This window comes from Pararhodobacter sp., assembly GCF_036802785.1.
GTDB lineage: Bacteria > Pseudomonadota > Alphaproteobacteria > Rhodobacterales > Rhodobacteraceae > Pararhodobacter.
Map to the genome: position 1 here is coordinate 13,819 of NZ_DAIRVN010000026.1, position 16,550 is coordinate 30,368.

General features: G+C 57.3%; 10 protein-coding genes. 6 read left to right on the forward strand and 4 right to left on the reverse strand.

Features of this window, described 5'->3' with window-relative positions; genetic code table 11:
* Positions 1-398: 398 nt before the first annotated feature.
* From V7Q53_RS10810 to V7Q53_RS10825, 4 genes are all read left to right on the forward strand, one after another.
* The gene (locus V7Q53_RS10810; protein WP_333828557.1) at positions 399-1,703 is read left to right on the forward strand and encodes a UDP-glucose dehydrogenase family protein; all 1,305 of its coding nucleotides are present in this window, start codon (positions 399-401) and stop codon (positions 1,701-1,703) included.
* Positions 1,703-2,707: an NAD-dependent epimerase/dehydratase family protein gene (locus V7Q53_RS10815; protein WP_442954430.1), complete on the forward strand. Its 1,005-nt coding sequence runs from the start codon at positions 1,703-1,705 to the stop codon at positions 2,705-2,707. Before V7Q53_RS10810 ends, V7Q53_RS10815 begins: the two co-directional genes overlap by 1 nt.
* Positions 2,708-2,890: 183 nt before the next feature.
* Entirely contained in the window at positions 2,891-3,733 is an 843-nt protein-coding gene (locus V7Q53_RS10820; RefSeq protein WP_333828558.1) for a methyltransferase, TIGR04325 family, read from the forward strand.
* 127 nt (positions 3,734-3,860) lie between these two features.
* Complete coding sequence (locus V7Q53_RS10825) at positions 3,861-4,490, forward strand: hypothetical protein (protein ID WP_333828559.1); 630 nt, start codon at positions 3,861-3,863, stop codon at positions 4,488-4,490.
* Positions 4,491-4,502: 12 nt separating this feature from the next.
* Here the strand turns inward: V7Q53_RS10825 and V7Q53_RS10830 are convergent, their stop codons facing one another.
* Positions 4,503-6,215 (reverse strand): peptidase G2 autoproteolytic cleavage domain-containing protein, encoded by a 1,713-nt coding sequence (locus V7Q53_RS10830; RefSeq protein WP_333828560.1) that lies wholly within the window; start codon positions 6,213-6,215, stop codon positions 4,503-4,505.
* A 233-nt stretch (positions 6,216-6,448) separates the two neighbouring features.
* On the opposite strand from V7Q53_RS10830, the gene V7Q53_RS10835 reads away from it, so the two are divergent.
* Both V7Q53_RS10835 and V7Q53_RS10840 read left to right on the forward strand, forming a co-directional pair.
* Entirely contained in the window at positions 6,449-7,738 is a 1,290-nt protein-coding gene (locus V7Q53_RS10835) for a nucleotide sugar dehydrogenase (protein WP_333828561.1), read from the forward strand.
* Between the two features lie 347 nt (positions 7,739-8,085).
* On the forward strand, positions 8,086-8,796 hold the full coding sequence (locus V7Q53_RS10840) for a hypothetical protein (protein WP_333828562.1): 711 nt from the start codon (positions 8,086-8,088) through the stop codon (positions 8,794-8,796).
* 62 nt (positions 8,797-8,858) lie between these two features.
* Here the strand turns inward: V7Q53_RS10840 and V7Q53_RS10845 are convergent, their stop codons facing one another.
* From V7Q53_RS10845 to V7Q53_RS10855, 3 genes are read right to left on the reverse strand one after another with little or no spacing between them, the layout of a single operon-like run.
* On the reverse strand, positions 8,859-9,752 hold the full coding sequence (locus V7Q53_RS10845) for a hypothetical protein (RefSeq protein ID WP_333828563.1): 894 nt from the start codon (positions 9,750-9,752) through the stop codon (positions 8,859-8,861).
* Positions 9,749-15,130 (reverse strand): glycosyltransferase, encoded by a 5,382-nt coding sequence (locus tag V7Q53_RS10850; protein WP_333828564.1) that lies wholly within the window; start codon positions 15,128-15,130, stop codon positions 9,749-9,751. The genes V7Q53_RS10845 and V7Q53_RS10850 overlap by 4 nt, the downstream gene beginning before the upstream one ends.
* 2 nt (positions 15,131-15,132) lie before the next feature.
* Positions 15,133-16,221, reverse strand: a complete 1,089-nt coding sequence (locus V7Q53_RS10855) for an FkbM family methyltransferase (RefSeq protein WP_333828565.1) — start codon at positions 16,219-16,221, stop codon at positions 15,133-15,135.
* Between the last annotated feature and the right edge of the window lie 329 nt (positions 16,222-16,550).

Below are 16,550 nucleotides of genomic sequence, written 5' to 3' on the forward strand. Positions count from 1 at the left end.
GCGGACGGTCGTTGCACAAAATTAGGGCGCAAAAGGCAGGCGATTGCCTGCATGGCAAACATATGATGAAAAAATCGGCGCAAATGGGCACCCTGCCCCGCAATTGGGCGCCGAAGGGTCGTACAAGCCCGCTCGCCAGCTCTGGGCTGAACCGGAACGCAAGCGCGGCCCCCGGAAAATCCGGCCGGTCGCCCGCAGAAGCCGCACTGCCCCGGCTGGCTTCTTGTGCTTGGTCGCCCCATCTGGCAAGGATTACCCGCCACGACCCGCCCCGTTTCACATGGCTGTGAGAAACGGCACGCATGTTCCGCAGGGAACCGGCCGGTGCGAATGGTCGGCGCAGGCGCGATTCGGCGCGCGGGAACATTGATTGCAACATCGGACGAAACGGGTTTGACATGAAGATAGCGATGATCGGCACCGGCTATGTCGGTTTGGTATCGGGGGTTTGTTTTTCCGATTTCGGGCATGACGTGGTCTGCGTGGACAAGGACCCGGGCAAGATCGCCAAGCTGGAGCGCGGCGAGGTTCCGATCTATGAGCCGGGCCTTGATGCCGTTCTGGCGCGCAATGTCGAAGCCGGACGGCTGCGTTTTACCACCGACATCAAACAGGCGGTGGACGGGGCCGAGGCGGTTTTCATCGCCGTGGGCACCCCCACCCGGCGCGGCGATGGCCATGCCGATCTGACCTATGTAATGGCCGCCGCCGAGGATATCGCCCGCGCGCTGACCGGCTATGCGGTTGTCGTGACCAAATCCACCGTGCCCGTGGGCACCAACCGCAAGGTGGCCGAGGTGATCCGCGCCACCTGCCCCGAGGCCGCCTTCGATGTGGCCTCGAACCCTGAATTCCTGCGCGAGGGGGCGGCGATTGACGATTTCATGAAGCCTGACCGGGTGGTTGTCGGTGTGGAATCGGAGCGTGCGACAGAGGTGATGGGCGATGTCTATCGCCCCCTTTTCCTGCGCGATTTCCCCATTGTCTATACCGACCTGGAATCGGCCGAGATGATCAAATACGCGGCCAATGCCTTTCTGGCGACCAAGATCAGCTTCATCAACGAGATCGCCGCGCTGTGCGAGCGCGTGGGCGCCGATGTCAAATCGGTGGCGCGCGGCATGGGGCTGGATGGCCGCATCGGCAACAAGTTTCTGCATGCCGGGCCGGGCTATGGCGGATCATGCTTTCCCAAGGACACCTCGGCGCTGGCCCGCATCGGGCAGGAGCATGGCGTTCCGCAGCGCATCACCGAGACGGTGATCATGGTCAATGACATGACCAAGCGGCGGATGATCGACAAGGTGATGGAGCTGTGCGGCGGCTCGGTCAACGGCAAGACGGTGGCGGTGCTGGGCGTGACCTTCAAGCCCGAGACCGACGACATGCGCGAGGCCCCCTCGCTGACCATCGTGCCCGCGCTGGTGGGCGGCGGTGCTGCCGTGCGCGTGGTCGATCCCCATGGCCGGCGCGAGGGCGAGGCGCTGCTGCCAGGCGTGATCTGGGAAAGCGACCCCTATGCCGCCGCCGCCGGGGCCGATGTTCTGCTGATCCTGACCGAGTGGAACCAGTTCCGCGCGCTTGACCTCAAGCGGCTGGCAGGCAGCATGACCACCGCCCGCATGGCCGATCTGCGCAACATCTACAGCCGTGACGATGTGCTTGAAGCGGGCTTTGTGGAATACGCATCGGTCGGGCGCTGATGCGGGTTTTCATCACAGGCACGGCGGGTTTCATCGGCTTCCATCTGGCCGAGTTACTGCTGCAGGAGGGGTTTACCGTCCACGGCTTTGACGGGATGACCGATTATTACGACGTGGCGCTGAAGCGCGACCGCCACGCCCTTCTGGGCCAGCACCCCCGCTTTACCGCTACCGAGGCGCTGTTGCAGGATGATGCCGCGCTTCAGGCCGCCGTGGATGCCTGCGCGCCCGATATCATCGTGCATCTGGCCGCGCAGGCGGGCGTGCGCTATTCCATCGAGAACCCGCGCGCCTATGTCGAGGCCAATCTGGTCGGCGCCTTCAATGTGATGGAGGCCGCGCACCGCCACAAGGTGCGCCACCTTCTGATGGCCTCCACCAGTTCGGTCTATGGTGCCAATACCGAGATGCCCTATGCCGAGACGGATAAGGCCGACACGCAGATGTCGTTCTACGCCGCCACCAAGAAAGCCAACGAGGCGATGGGCCATTCATGGGCGCATATCCACGGGCTGCCGATCACCATGTTCCGTTTCTTCACGGTCTATGGCCCATGGGGGCGCCCCGACATGGCGCCGATCAAATTCACCCGGGCGATTCTGGCCGGGGAACCGATCGACGTTTACAACCACGGCAAGATGTGGCGCGATTTCACCTATGTGACCGATCTGGTGCGCGGTATCCGGCTGTTGATTGATGCAGTGCCGGGCGGGCCTGAGACGGCGGTGGCAGGCGACAGTCTGAGCCCCGTGGCGCCCTTCCGGGTGGTCAATATCGGCAATTCCGACAAGGTGCGGCTGGAAGATTTCATTGCGGCGATCGAGGAAGCCACGGGCCTTCCCGCCACCCGCAACTATATGGACATGCAACCCGGCGACGTGCCCGCCACCTGGGCCGATGCCAGCCTGCTGCGCGCGCTGACCGGCTATGCCCCGGCCACCGATGTGCGCGAAGGCGTGGCGAAGTTCGTGGAATGGTATCGCGGGTATTACACCGCGCGCTGAGCGTTGTTTTCCGGGGGCGATAGCCACACAGAGGCTGCGCGACCGGCCCTCGTGGCGACGCTCTGACGGACGCCGACGCGCCACATCCTGCACGAAACACTTGATCGGCGGGCGGGATCAGGCATCCTGTCAGCCTGCGGCAGGCCGCTGGGGGCAAGCCGGTGTGTGTAAATGGTGGGCCGCATGACGGAGCGTTTGGATAGGGCAGCAAGCCCCGGCCAGAGGGCCAAAGTCACTATCAGAGCCATCGAGGCCGCGCTGCGGCGGCATGCGGTTCTGCCGGTCAAGGTGGGCCTGTCCCGGCTGAAACGCTGGAACCCGCGCCAACCCCGGATGCTGGGCGCCTTCCCCGACCGGGAGGCGGCACTGAGGGGCGTGCCGCGCCGGTGGCTTGCCACCTACGATCATGCCGATGTCGCGGCGGTGAACTTTCAAGCGATGTGCGCGCTGCGCGTGTGGGATTATCCGGTGATGTTCTGGCTGAACCGGCTGAACGAACCGGGCCTGCGGATTCTGGATGCCGGGGGGCATTTCGGCACCAAATACATCGCCTTTCGCGGCCACCTTCCGCTCGACGAGGTTGTGTGGACGGTTTTTGATCTGCCCGAAACGGTGCAATCCGCCCGCAACGCCCAGCGTCTGGGTCAGGTGCCTGCCGGGATCGGTTTCACCGATGATCTGACCACAGCGGGGCGGGTGGACCTGTTGCTGGCCTCAGGATTGCTGCAATATCTCGACATTCCGTTTGCGCAGTTCGTAGCGCAGTTGCCGGACCGGCCGGAGCATATCATCCTGAACAAGGTGGCAACGCGCGAAGGGCCGTCGGTGACCACGCTTGAACGGATCGGCCCCGCCCGCGTGCCCTATCAGATGCGCTGCCGTGCGGAATTTGAGGCGCAGCTGGATGCTGCCGGCTACAGGGTTCTGGACAGCTGGGACATTCCCTCACTGGGCCATGTCATCGACACCCACCCCGAACTGGGGCGCAGCATCAGCCGGGGGTATGTGCTGAAGCGGGATGACTGAGCGACGCTGATACTGACGAAGGCGCGCAGGCATTTACGCGCGGCGCAAAAGCATTGCTCACAGCATTACGCTGAAATAGAAAAGCCGGGCTCCATGTCGAGCGATCTGCGGGCGAACCGGACATAAGATGGCGAAGGTTCTGAAGAACGGGCTGGTCTATCTACATATCCCGAAAACGGGTGGCAACTGGCTGACCGATATTCTGGAAAGGCAGGATCTGATCACCGGGGAAATCGGCCACAAGCACGCAACCTATGATGCGCTGATTTCAGAATGCCTGCCCGAGGCGGGCACCCTTCCCGTCAGGTTGACCGGCTATTTCTGCGTCGTGCGCCACCCGCTGCGCTGGTATGAGAGCTGGTTCAAATATCAGACGGCAAGAGGGTGGAAAACCTGGGGCAAGGCAGGCAAGCCGCATCGCTGGCATGTCATGACGGAAATGAACCGCAACAAGGCCGTAGATTTCAATGATTTCATGCAGCTGGTAAACCGGAACACGCCGGGTTTTGTGCACCAGCTTTACGGCAGCTACACCAATGGCTCGAACGCCGTTATTCTGAAAAACGAGTCAATCGCGCAGGACTTCACCGCGCTGTGCGAAAGATCGCGCCTCGGTATAGATCAGAAGGCGGTGCTGAGCGCACCGCCCTTGGGTGTCAGCCCCAGAATGGAAATAAGCTGGGACAGGGATGTGTTGCGGGAAACCATTGAAAACGAGGCGCCCGCGTTCAAACGCTATGGCTATGAGCGCCCCTGACTGACATCCCGCCTAAACGCTCACGTTAATTAGACAGCGCGCAACCGCATATCCCTTTCGGGCATCAAAGGGCTGGGTGATGAACATGCAGCGCAACCCGGTACGCGCATCCGACCTCACCCCGATGCCCGCCACTGCTGCAAGCCGGTCTCCGGGCACGACATCCTTGCCGACGCGGGTGAAGACCTGCCCCAGAAGGCCCACGCGGGTCCATTGTCCGGGGCGCTGCGAACGCGGAATCTGGGGGGCTTCGGGATCCCAGTCAGGGTTTTCCGCCTGCACCCGGACCATCGGCGCAGGGCCCTCGCCGTCATGGTCGGGATCGGGGATATCAACCATCACCGGTTGGCCCCACTCATCCGACAGATAGCGCCCCTGCCAGGCAAAAGGCGTATCACCTGCCGTAACCACCGCCGTGTTCGTAACCACCCCCGCGACCTCGTCGCCCGGCCCGGCGGGGCGCACGGCGCCGCCAGCCTCGGTCACAATTGTGCCCAGCGGGATCTCTACCCCCGTCGCATTGGGAAACATCTCGGCGAAGTCGCTGAAGGTGTGGCTGCTAGTCAGGCTGCCCGCGATCTGGATATTGCCGCTGCCGGCAAACAGATGGATCTTGCGGTTAGCGCTCAGCGGGCCGCCGCTGCCGGCATCCCCCAGCGCAACGCTCCGCTCGGTGGTGTTGATCACCCTGCGCCCGGCAAGGATCATGGCCTGACTGGCCGTCAGGGTGCACGAAAGCGAGGCCAGAATGGCAGAGGTATTCGCGCCGTCGATCGTGCAGATGTTGCCCGCGGCGATGAGGTTGCGGTTGCCGTTCTGGATCAGCCCGTCGCTCATGCCAAAAATGGCATTCCGGTCGCCCGCCGCATGCGACGCGCCGCTGGCCCCGACCAGCGTGTTGACCCCGCTCGCGCGACTGCTGCCCGCGGCGATCACCGCGCGGTCATCCGATGTGGAAACCGCACCCGTATCGGCTGAGTCGCTGCGCAGGGCAGGATACACCCGGTGCCCCGTGCGCAGCACCCGCCCCGCCGTGGTGTCGGTATCCGACTGGGTGACGGCTGTGCCGGTCAGCGCCGTGGCTGTCACCTGCCGCATCACCGCATTCCCGGTGGCGCGCTCCAGCGTCAGGCCGGTATGCCAGGATGAACCGTCAGCGCTGACCTTCACCGCAAAATCGTCATCGCCTGCGGTGCCCAACTCGGCCCGGCCTGACCAGTCGGTCTGAAACAGCAGACTTGCCGTGTCGCCCGCAGTGGCCTTGTTGATCTTCATCTGGTGCCCGGCCCCCTCATGCGTCAGCAGCGTGGCGGGCGCGCAAACCGCCAGCCGGTTGATGCTGTCATGGTTGGTGTTCACTCCCACACCCGGCAGGTTCTGCATGTCTGACGCAAGTGGCGCCACCCATTCGGCCCCGTTCCACAACCGCAGCTCACCCGCCGAGGTGGCAAGCCAGCCCTCAGCCGGGGTCAGAAACAGCCAGCCGCCACCCGCCCATGCCGCCAGATGGTTCCCCTGCCCCGCCCATGCCCCGGAAGGCGCTGCACCCAGCGCCCAGATCTGCCCCTCTTCCGGCAGCGCCGGCGGCGTGCTGGCATCAAAAGCCTCAACCACCAGCTGAACCAGCAGATCAAGCCGCTCGATCGCTTCATTATGGGTGACGTGTTTCTGGGCCTGTGCCTGCTGAATGAACGGCAAATTCAGGCGGGGGGAATACTCGCTCATTGTGTCGCGCTCCGATTGGTGTTGGCGCAGCGGAAGCTAGCCTGAAACCCTGATCAGCACCCTAAACCAGCGCGCGATCCCGTCCCTTTGCGCAACACCCTCCCGGTCATATCCCCGTCGGCCAAACGCCGCCGGAAAATCGCGAAAGCCGGGCAATGACTTGCCACTGCCTCTATTTCATAGGAGAAAGCACCGGCGCGGCGGCTGGCCACGAGTAAGTTCGAGGAGTGAGCATGATTTTTCAGCTCCGTAAAGAAGACATCCGCATCGCTGTCATTGGCCTTGGCTATGTCGGCCTGCCGCTTGCCGTCGCCCTCGGCAGGCAGTATCCGACAATCGGCTTCGACGTGAAAGCGGAGCGTGTCAAAGAGCTGAACGCCCGGCAGGATAAAACCGGCGAGGTTGATCCTGCCGAGCTTGCGCATTCTGAAAACCTTGTCTTCAGCAGCGATGAACAAAGCCTTCAGAACTGCAATGTCTTCATCGTCGCCGTGCCCACGCCCATTGACAACTCCCGCAAGCCCAACCTTGCGCCGCTTATCTCTGCCTCACGCCTTGTCGGCCGGGCAATTGCGAAAGGCGGGATCGTCATCTACGAATCAACCGTCTACCCCGGCGCAACCGAGGAAGACTGCCTGCCCGTTGTCGAAGAGGCATCTGGCCTCGTGTTCAATCGCGATTTCTTTGCCGGTTACAGCCCAGAACGCGTCAGCCCCGGCGACAAGGAGCGCACCCTGACCAAGATCGTCAAGGTCACCTCGGGCTCAACGGCTGAGGCGGCGGATTTCGTCAATCAGCTTTATGCCAGCATCATTACCGCAGGCACCTTCCGCGCCAGCTCCATCCGCGTCGCCGAGGCCGCCAAGATCATCGAGAATACCCAGCGCGATGTGAATATCGCCCTGATCAACGAGCTGTCGATCATCTTCTCGCATCTCGGTATCGACACCAATGAGGTGATCGAGGCCGCCGCCACCAAATGGAACTTCATCCGCCTCACCCCGGGGCTGGTCGGCGGGCATTGTATCGGCGTCGATCCCTATTATCTGGTCCACAAGGCCATGACCGTCGGCTACATCCCCGACATTATCCGCCAGTCGCGTGAGATCAATGACGGCATGCCCCGCAATGTCGCCGCACGGCTGGTCAAGGCGATGATCCAGCGCGATCTGCCGATCAAGGGGGCGAAAGTCCTGCTGGCCGGTTTTACCTTCAAGGAAAACTGCCCGGATACCCGCAATACCAAGGTGGTGGACCTGATGAAGGCCCTTTCCGAATATGGCATGGCGGTGGAGATCTGCGACACCTGGGCAATTCCTGATGAAGTGGCCGAGGAATACGGGCTGACAATCCGCACCAGCATCCCGGAAAGCGGCGATTACAGCGCCGTCGTGCTGACCGTACCCCACCGTGACATGCTCGACGGAGGCGCAGCCCGCTGGCGCGGCCTGATGCGCGCCGACGGGGTGCTGTTCGATATGAAGGCGGCGTTTTCCAAGGATGAGAGTGATTTGCGGTTGTAGAATCGCGCGTTGATGGCCGTGCTTGGTCAAACCCGCACGTGGCTCCGGAGGAGCCAAGTGTAATTATGTGCGCCGCAACTGTAACAATCTTGTCACGATCCTAACGCTACGCCGCACCAATAGGCTGTTTTAAGTATGCATTTTTTGGCAGGCCCGTTAGTAACAGTTTTGTGACAATCCAGTTTCTTGCGAGACCGCTCCGGTACGTTGGTAGTCACGCAACTAATTGAGGCCTCGATCGCTTAAAAAATATGGCGCTTATGTGAAGCATGGTCCAAAGGCAGAAAAGCCTTCAGGGCCTGAGCGCACAGTTGCATCCCGGGCCTCCAGATCCGAATGGAGGAAAAATGGACTACCCGGATTTCATTGTGCGCGACAACCAAGATATTTGCACACTCGTTTCTCCTGAAGGGGTCGTTTACGTACCACCGACGCCATTCTACAAGTTCAAGAATAAGCGGGCGACCCTGAAAGCTATCAAGTTCAAGAAAGAACAGCGACTCACCTTGGTAAAGGGTAACTTCTTCTTGATGACTGAAGAAAGAGACGCTTCAAAACAGACGAATACCCGCGCAAGCTACATTAGACGGTCCGTAAGCGAGGGACACAGCTTTAGGGAATCTGGAGCACTCGAGTACTTCCTTGATCTATTGCAACGCCGACCCGGCGTAGACAGAATGTACTCAGAAGAGGATGTCCACAAGCGCATTGATGGCCTTGACGCTGTTGTGGCGTATGCACGCCAGTACAGTACCCTTGCACTTCAGGCCGATTTAAACAACGATCCTTCTAACACTGATGATATATGGGTGCATATCGGCGGCGATGGTCGGTTGATTACCTGCTGGGGAGGCGGGCATCGCTTGAGCATTGCTCAGATCATGGGTCTCGAGTCAATTCCAGTTAGAATCGGATTGGTACATTATGACGCATACAGAGATGGAATCGTGGAGAATATTCTTGCACGCTCCAGGAACTTCGAGAAACGATTGCACGAACGGATTCAGTGCTGTGCGTTAACAACAATTCAATACCCCCGAAAGAATCTTCGAAGATAAACATCGAACCGTAAATTAATCTTCTTCCAAAAAAGGCAGCTGGACAAACGACATCTAACAAATCATTTCTCCAAATCTCCCTCAAATGCAGGCATATTCTTGCGCCGCTCCACAAATTCAAAAAATTGCCTGCATGCCTCCCCAACCTTGGGATACGCGGCAAGCAGATCACGACAACGGTCGAACAGGTCCATGTTCCGCATCTGGATATAGATATCCGTCTGATACAAGGTCTGGCTCCTCGACAACCGGTTTGCTGCCACACAGTCGCTCAGATACCGATAGGCCTTGCTGTCTGTATTACGGAAATTCCCCATATGCGCTCCGTGATAGGGCCTGAAGTTTGAGGTCTTTATTCTCTCGATCCATTCCGGCCGCACATCATTGACCATCCGGTACAGCACCTTCTCGTCGCTCTTGGGATAGTACTTGCTCATCGCAGCCTCATTCCCCTCAAAACCCATGATCTCGGCGTCAAGTTCGGAAATCCGCTCCCCTAGCGCATCAAAATACGGCTCGCAAACGAAGAAATGCAGGCCGGTCAGCCGTTCTTGATTTTCACGCACCTTGTTAGAAATCGGCACGCCCAGCTTTTGAGTATGGTTCAGATGCTGACGAAACAGATCATTCTCGCCTTCATCGGCAAGAAACATGTCAATATCCCCGATATACGCCAGATCATAACTTCGGATCAGGTCGTGATCCATCGTCCAACGCGCCAGTTTCGCACCAATCACCGCCTGCCCGTACCCAAGCTTGTAATTCTCGATGATCTTGTACCGCGAGCGGTCGGCCCCGAGTATATCGAGCGTCGCCGGGATAATAGGGTCAACCGGCCCCATGACATGAACCAGAACATCGGCATCAGGACAGGCGCGCAAAGCAAAATGGATATAGAGCGGTATATAACCCTCATACCAACTTTTGTTGGCATTTACCGCAATAACCTTCCTCATGCGCGCTTTCCTCCACCCGGTGCTTCCAGGACCGGCCGCAAATTGCAGGCCTCCCGAATATGGCTTTCCCAAACCGCATCAACATGAGCCGGCGTGAACTGGCTGATATAGCGCCGCGCCTTCGTGCCCAGTTTCAGCCGCTGCGACGGTTCTCTGATCAGGTCGGAAAGTGCGTCAGAATAAAGTATTTCATCATCCGGCGTAACGATACCGCCGCCACTCTCTTGAATAAAGGTGCGTGAGCAAATACAGTCTTCAATCGCCACAGTGGGAAGCCCGTGCATCATCGCCTCAGAAAGCGCCCGGGAAAATCCTTCATAAAGAGAAGGAAAAGCAAATATCTTGGCATTCCGGTAGGCTGGCATAATATTCTGTGTCGTCCCTTTGAGAAGTACTCTTTCACCCAGATTATATCTGTCAATCAAGCGCTCCACATCAGCCCTCAGGGGGCCGTCCCCATAAATATGGATATCCCAGTCAGTAAACTCCTCAGCAATCCGTGCAAATGAACGGATCATAAGCTCCTGGTTCTTTGCCGAAGCGAGACGCGCCACATTGAGAATAATATTCCGCACGGCCGGCACATCAGGCTTCGCTCTCAATGCATCCGGAACCGGGTGGACGGAATTCGGAATGACCACCGCTTTACTTCTGGCAAACTCAGGCAACAGCTCGACATACGTTTGCATCTGAACCGTGAGCATCTGCGCGCGCCGGTTGGCGAATTCTATATGCGCAAGCCGGTTGGGATAGCGCTCGGCGACGTTCTGCAATTTTTCCTTCGGATCGTTCCGATGAGACAAGACAAGCGGAACATCGAGCCCCTCTACGCCCCGCGCAATAAATCCGAACTCAGGCAGGAAGAAACCAACGACGACATCAGGATCGATCTGCCTGATCTTATCCTTCAGAAGGAGGTCACGTCTTTGTTCAGAAGCGACCGTTTCTCCATTCTCCCAACCCAAAATATTACAAAGCCGAACGTCCGGATGAAGGGAATAAAACGCACTCTCATGGCTTTCAACACCAGGTTCCTTGATAATCAGGAACACCTCGTGGCCCCGCATCACCATGGCATTGACGAGAGAGGTCAAAGACTTCTCACCCCCGCCGCCCTTGTTGCGAACCATCTTGTCCGCCGCAAATGCGAGTCGCATCTGGCGGGCCGGGGCGGCTTTCTGCAAACTATAATCGAGGAAGCAGCTGTGATACTGTCTTGCTATCGCTCTCCAATCGAAACGCCGCCGAACGTGACGTTTCCCTTCTGCCGAAAACTCCATGCGCTTCTCAGCGCTCCCCAATAGGGATGTGATAGCCTGCGCCATTCCCTCCACATCGCCATATGGAAGAATGAAACCCGTTTTCCCTCGAACGATCTTGTCTGCATTTGCCCCGTAATCAAATTCCACACAGGGCAAACCTGCCGCCATAGCCTCGACCGTGACATTTCCGAAGGTTTCAAGCCGGGAGGGAAAGACGAAAATATCTGCAGAAGCATAAATGTCGGGCATATCGAAATAATTCGCTTCCCCATATTGGAAAAACGCATCTGACACACCGTGCTTTGCAGCAACCTCAGTTAAATCATCGCCATTTCCTTCCTTCCCCACATGAACCAAAACAGCGTCCGGATGCAACCGACGAACTTTAGCAAGTGCCTCTATCGCGAGAGGAAAGGATTTCGCCGCAATGTTCCGGCCGACGGTGAGTAGAACAGCCGTTTCGGGTGGGAGACTGAACCGTTCGTGCAGTTTCTTGTTGCGCGGTCGGTCAAAGTGATCGGCATCAACACCGTTTGAAATTACTCGGTGATCGGAAGCCGGCGCAAGAGGGCGCGCTTGTTTTAAGACATGCCGACTGATTGAAACGTTCAGGTCCGCTTTCCGCATATTTTCACGGATCACAGCGGCCTTCTTGGGATTCAATCGTAGACCATAGCCTATCTCATCCTCAATCTGAATATCTTCGCCGTGGGTTCGCAAGATTAACGGAAGACCAAACTCTTCTTTCAGCTCGTGAGCAAGCGTAGCTGCGGCATATGCTCCCTGAACATAGATTGCATCAAAAGGAGCTTCACGGTGTTTCTTTGCAAACATTTGACGCAGTTCCGTCTGCTCCATGGGAACGCGGATCAGATCGTATTCGTGCTCGATCTCGACATAATCTCCCACCACCGACCTTGTGAATAAGACAGCGTCGTTTCCCATTCTCTGTAGAGCAGTCGCAAGGTTATGAACCATCATCTCCATTCCAGCGAACTTAGGCCAGAAAGTGGTAGATATCATAGCGATTCGAAGTCGAGGACGCACGCGTTTGAAATCCGCGCCATCGTTCAGAGTTTCAACAACTGCACGTCGGAATTTATGCGCGACAGTATCAATATCATGATGAACGCGAGCGAATTTCGCCCCGGAGAGTCCGAGGCGTCGGGCGAAACCCGGATTACTCTTCAATCGAATGATCTGCGCCGCGATGTTCTCTGTTGATCGCTCGCAAAAAAGCACGTTGGCGCCATCGGTGAGCATTGCGCCATGAAATCCACATTCGCGCGTGGTAATTACCGGAACACCGCAGGACAGGGCTTCCATAACCACGTTTGAACAGCCCTCTTTCCCGGTCCCAACCGGATGGACCAGGCAGTCAATCTGAGAATAGAAATCTTCGACCATACGCTCATGCGGGATCTGATTTTCCCCTTTTTGAAGCGTTTTTAATATAACCCCCGCTCGTTTTGAGGCAACCTCCAACAGATCAAGTCCTTTGAACTCTCTTTCCATTCGCGACACGCAATTCCCGGCAAAACCCACGGTAAAATCACGGTGTTCGGAATTGCTGCTACCCGGTCGGAAGCGTTTCAGATTCAGACCGTTCGGTATCGGAAAGAGCGTGGCGGACGAAAGCTCTGCCATCTCCGTGAGTTCCTGACTCAAAGGAATGATCGCATCAAAGACCGAGAGCCCCTCCGCGATTGCCTCGGGATCGTTACCGAAGCGCCGCCTGACCGGATTTGGACCGCCGAGACGTAAAATAGAATGCTGCGCCGGTTTTGGGTACTCCTGATGAATCAAAGTGTCGAAATAGACGGCACAATCACTTGGCTCAGGATCATTAACAACATGGTCAAACTCCGGCATTCGCGACATAAGTCTGCGGGCATTGTTTTCATAAGCCCATCCTTTACTGGATGGCCCCCCGATGACCCAATTGATCCGCGCCTTCATACCGTCGACATTAAGAGCAGGATCGGGCGCACCCGTATGCGCCTTGAACCGCACATGAGGACTCTTGCGGAATTGTGCCGCGTTATCGAGGCGGCGCCATTTGATCTGGTGTTTCCATAGGAGATACATCAAATGAAACTGGTCACGTCCCGGACCTTTCTGAAACTCCTTATGCCAGGCGTCATTCAACCTGCGCATCTTTGGAGTGTCTCGCCGAATAAGAAACGCGTTTTCAAGGAGTCCGTGCTCGGCAGGGAATCCTTCTGCCTTCAAACGCCCGATCAGGGAATGCGCGGCTATAGCATCGACTTTGTCTTTCGAAATGCACTCATCAATCTCAGCGAAAATACAATCGCGTTGAAAATGCGGGTAAGCAGCGATGTCGGCTTCCAGAAGTGACTGTGAAACCATCTCTCGGACATTCGGCTCGACAATCTCAAGGCTGGCGTCCAGATAAACACTGACGTCATGATCAGGTAAGTAGCGATGCGGCAGAAGCTTTGGCAGACGGGACGCTTTTCGCGGGCTCAGGCCAAGTGTGTCTATTGGAATAACTTCCCAGCGGTCCGCTTTTAATTTTGGGTTATCGGTGAACAGGATGTATCGCACCGCCGGATCAAGCACCGCCGGCTCTTTAATATCCTCATAGTCACCAATCAACACTGAGTAGACGACGATCTGCGCTGGCACCTTCTGCGTATACTCCGTCTCTGTCTGTGAGTTCTGCCGCCCCTGTCCGGCAGAAGTCAGCACCCCGCCCCAACCGCCCAGCACATCGAACAGTTGCTTCTGTCTCGGGCTTTCCAGCAGCAAGCGCGGGTTTGGCAGTGGTGTCTGGTTCTCCAGGAATGCGGTCAGTGTCGGTACGCAGGCTTCAACCGAAAGGTTTGTTCGAAAATGCTTTTTTCCGTTTTCGCGTACACAATCAGCCGCCATCGGATCCGCCAGCGCGCGCCTGAGCGTTTGGGTCAACAGATCCGCGCTGGTCGGAATTACCACGCCGCGCTCCACAAATTCCATCGTTGCAGGCGTCGGTTGCAGAAGCACCAGAATTCCGGCAGCGAGTGCGTCCGTCAGTTTGGCGGGCACCTGATAGCGAGCCATTAAAGACGTCTCGCTTTGCAGCAGGACGCAAATATCGCCCAGTTGGGTGATTTCGGGAATCAGCTCGTATGGCTGGTCCGGAAGAAAACGAATATCGAGGCCTCCGACTTCTTCCAGCGCTGTTTTCAGTTTCTCGTCGGGAAAATCACCTACGATCAGAAAGCATAAATCCTCTCTGCCCATCGCGGCGATCGCCTGTGCTGTTTCAAGAAGGCCCTTGTGCCTGCGTGGTGTGCCAAAGAAAAGCACTACGGTTTTATCAGGTTCGATGCCATGGGCGGCACGGATTTGTTTGCGCCGCTCATCCGTCACGTTAAACCAGGAGGCCGGTCGCGCATGTGGCACGACAACGCCTCCATACTGGTCCTGCAACGCAGCATTTGAAACGGTCACCGCGTCGAAATGACTGGTGTATCCGACCGCAACGCCGGTCCATTCCGCGTGCGCGAGCTTGTCCCAACGCAGGGTACCGCCCTGCCCTTCAATCATCGCCTCCAGTGATCGCGGTCTTGCTTCCTTGAAAGCGCCCAGTTCCTCATCATCGATATCGACAATAACCTTCGCATCCCAGATAATCTTGTAGAGAAGCCCGAACAAGATATTAGGCATACGTGGCTTGGAGAGATGGACAAGGTCATAGGGATGCGCCAGAACCAGCTCAAGCGCGTTTCGCAAAAACTGACGATCATCGGAAACGTGAATTCTATGGCAGGGAATATCCATATTTCCAAGCGGCGCCCAAAGCGTGTCTGACCAATGCTCAAAGCTGGCACCGATAATCTCGGTAGAGGTGATTTCCCGCCAGATATCAGCAAGTGATCTTACACGTCCGGCGGCGTTATGCGACAGTTCCCAGCCGCAAACGGCCACAGTTGGCGCTTTGCCCGAACGCTCGGACCGCCAGCGCCTCCGGGCGAGCGCCAGATTAAAACCAAGGAGATCCGCGTATTCCGGCTGTTCAAGAATTGAAGCGACATAGGCACGAATGGAATCCGGGTAGTTTCCACGCAACAAAAGTCTGTCTGCGATTACCTTGTTTTCAGAAAAACTCATAGTCACCACCTAAGCTTCAAAGTATTCCGGCGAACCCGCTTGATATCTTTGATTATTCTCTTCCGGATCTGCAACTGCTCTTCAGTATCCGCTGGCGCAAGCTTGAAAACAGAATAGTGAGAATCCCATGGTTCAACGTGGGTAACGGCCCGGGCGCGGGCCAGTATGTCGCGATGGCGCGACAGTTCGATATCCATTTTCTCATGATGAAATTCGCAATAGAGCTGATCTACCAGTGAGAGCGTTTCGTCTTCGAGCATCTTTTCCAGAATGTCGTATTCCGCGCCTTCGACATCCAGTTTCAAGACGATCTTGTCATATTGGGTCGCCATCCGTTCAACGAAGGCAGACAAATCAATGCACGGCGCAAGGATTAGGGGGCTCTCTTCATTTGTCATTATTCCCCGGTTGTCTACCTTCTTGCTTTCAACAAGCGAGCTTCCGGTTCCGTCAATGGCATCAATCCGGAAACTGACGCTGCCATCATAAGTATATGCGGCCTTCTTGATTAACTGCGTCGGAATGTCCGTGAAGTATCGCCACATCGCAGGGTTAGGTTCAAAGGTAACCACGTCAAACTCAGGAAATGAGAGCAGGAACTTGAGCGCGGAACAGCCATCAAAGCCGCCACAATCAATGAAGAGCTTCCGCTGCGCCGCGCTATGTTCAAACTCTTCGCCAGAAGGGGTTTTAACCCGGGACCATTCATTGCGCGCCCGCATTTCAGCGATTGCCTCACCGTCGCCGCACCCGCCACTCCGTTCCGCTGCCGCCGCAATGGCAGACCTTGCGGCCTTCCCGTTTCCTGACAGCATGGCGATCCGGGCCAGCGTGCTTTGCGCGCCGCTCCACAGGCTTTCCAGTATCAGAGATCTGCTGATACCCACCGCCGCCAGTGAGCGTACCAAGGCGCTTCCCTCGTCGATTTCGCCGATCTGGAACAGGGCATGAGACTTATAAAGCGCGAGTTCCACATCCTCATCAGACATTGCGTCAGCGGTTGAAATGGGTACCTCAATCGCTGCCAGATCTTCCCACCGGCCCAGCTGCCAATACAAACGGGAAGCCGCGATCACCGATGCATTGCTCATTTGGCACCAACCCTGAGTTCTGAATATCTTGGGGCGTCAAGGCCAGTTTCGGATATCCGCTTTGTCTGATTGAAAAGCGGCATGTTGCGCGCCACCGGGTAGCCGTTTTGCACCACCTTCACCCTACTCCGTATCATTAGACGGCCCCATTTCTGAGGGTCTGTCACTTCACAAAATACCGCTCAGGCTACCCGATACCGCAAATGCGTTCATCGATCCAGCAGATTGGCGCCGGGATGGCGGAGGCACGCCGCTGAAAAGGGGCGCGCCGCAAAGCACCTGTGCCACCGCAGCGCCGGGGAATGATGTTGAGGAGAGAAGGCAAACGG

What these genes read in the sequence shown, in the direction of transcription:
- V7Q53_RS10850 (WP_333828564.1), bottom strand. Translation starts at nt 15,130, where the DNA reads ATGAGTTTTTCTGAAAACAAGGTAATCGCAGACAGACTTTTGTTGCGT.
- V7Q53_RS10815 (WP_442954430.1), top strand. Translation starts at nt 1,703, where the DNA reads ATGCGGGTTTTCATCACAGGCACGGCGGGTTTCATCGGCTTCCATCTG.
- V7Q53_RS10830 (WP_333828560.1), bottom strand. Translation starts at nt 6,215, where the DNA reads ATGAGCGAGTATTCCCCCCGCCTGAATTTGCCGTTCATTCAGCAGGCA.
- V7Q53_RS10825 (WP_333828559.1), top strand. Translation starts at nt 3,861, where the DNA reads ATGGCGAAGGTTCTGAAGAACGGGCTGGTCTATCTACATATCCCGAAA.
- V7Q53_RS10840 (WP_333828562.1), top strand. Translation starts at nt 8,086, where the DNA reads ATGGACTACCCGGATTTCATTGTGCGCGACAACCAAGATATTTGCACA.
- V7Q53_RS10810 (WP_333828557.1), top strand. Translation starts at nt 399, where the DNA reads ATGAAGATAGCGATGATCGGCACCGGCTATGTCGGTTTGGTATCGGGG.
- V7Q53_RS10855 (WP_333828565.1), bottom strand. Translation starts at nt 16,221, where the DNA reads ATGAGCAATGCATCGGTGATCGCGGCTTCCCGTTTGTATTGGCAGCTG.
- V7Q53_RS10845 (WP_333828563.1), bottom strand. Translation starts at nt 9,752, where the DNA reads ATGAGGAAGGTTATTGCGGTAAATGCCAACAAAAGTTGGTATGAGGGT.
- V7Q53_RS10820 (WP_333828558.1), top strand. Translation starts at nt 2,891, where the DNA reads ATGACGGAGCGTTTGGATAGGGCAGCAAGCCCCGGCCAGAGGGCCAAA.
- V7Q53_RS10835 (WP_333828561.1), top strand. Translation starts at nt 6,449, where the DNA reads ATGATTTTTCAGCTCCGTAAAGAAGACATCCGCATCGCTGTCATTGGC.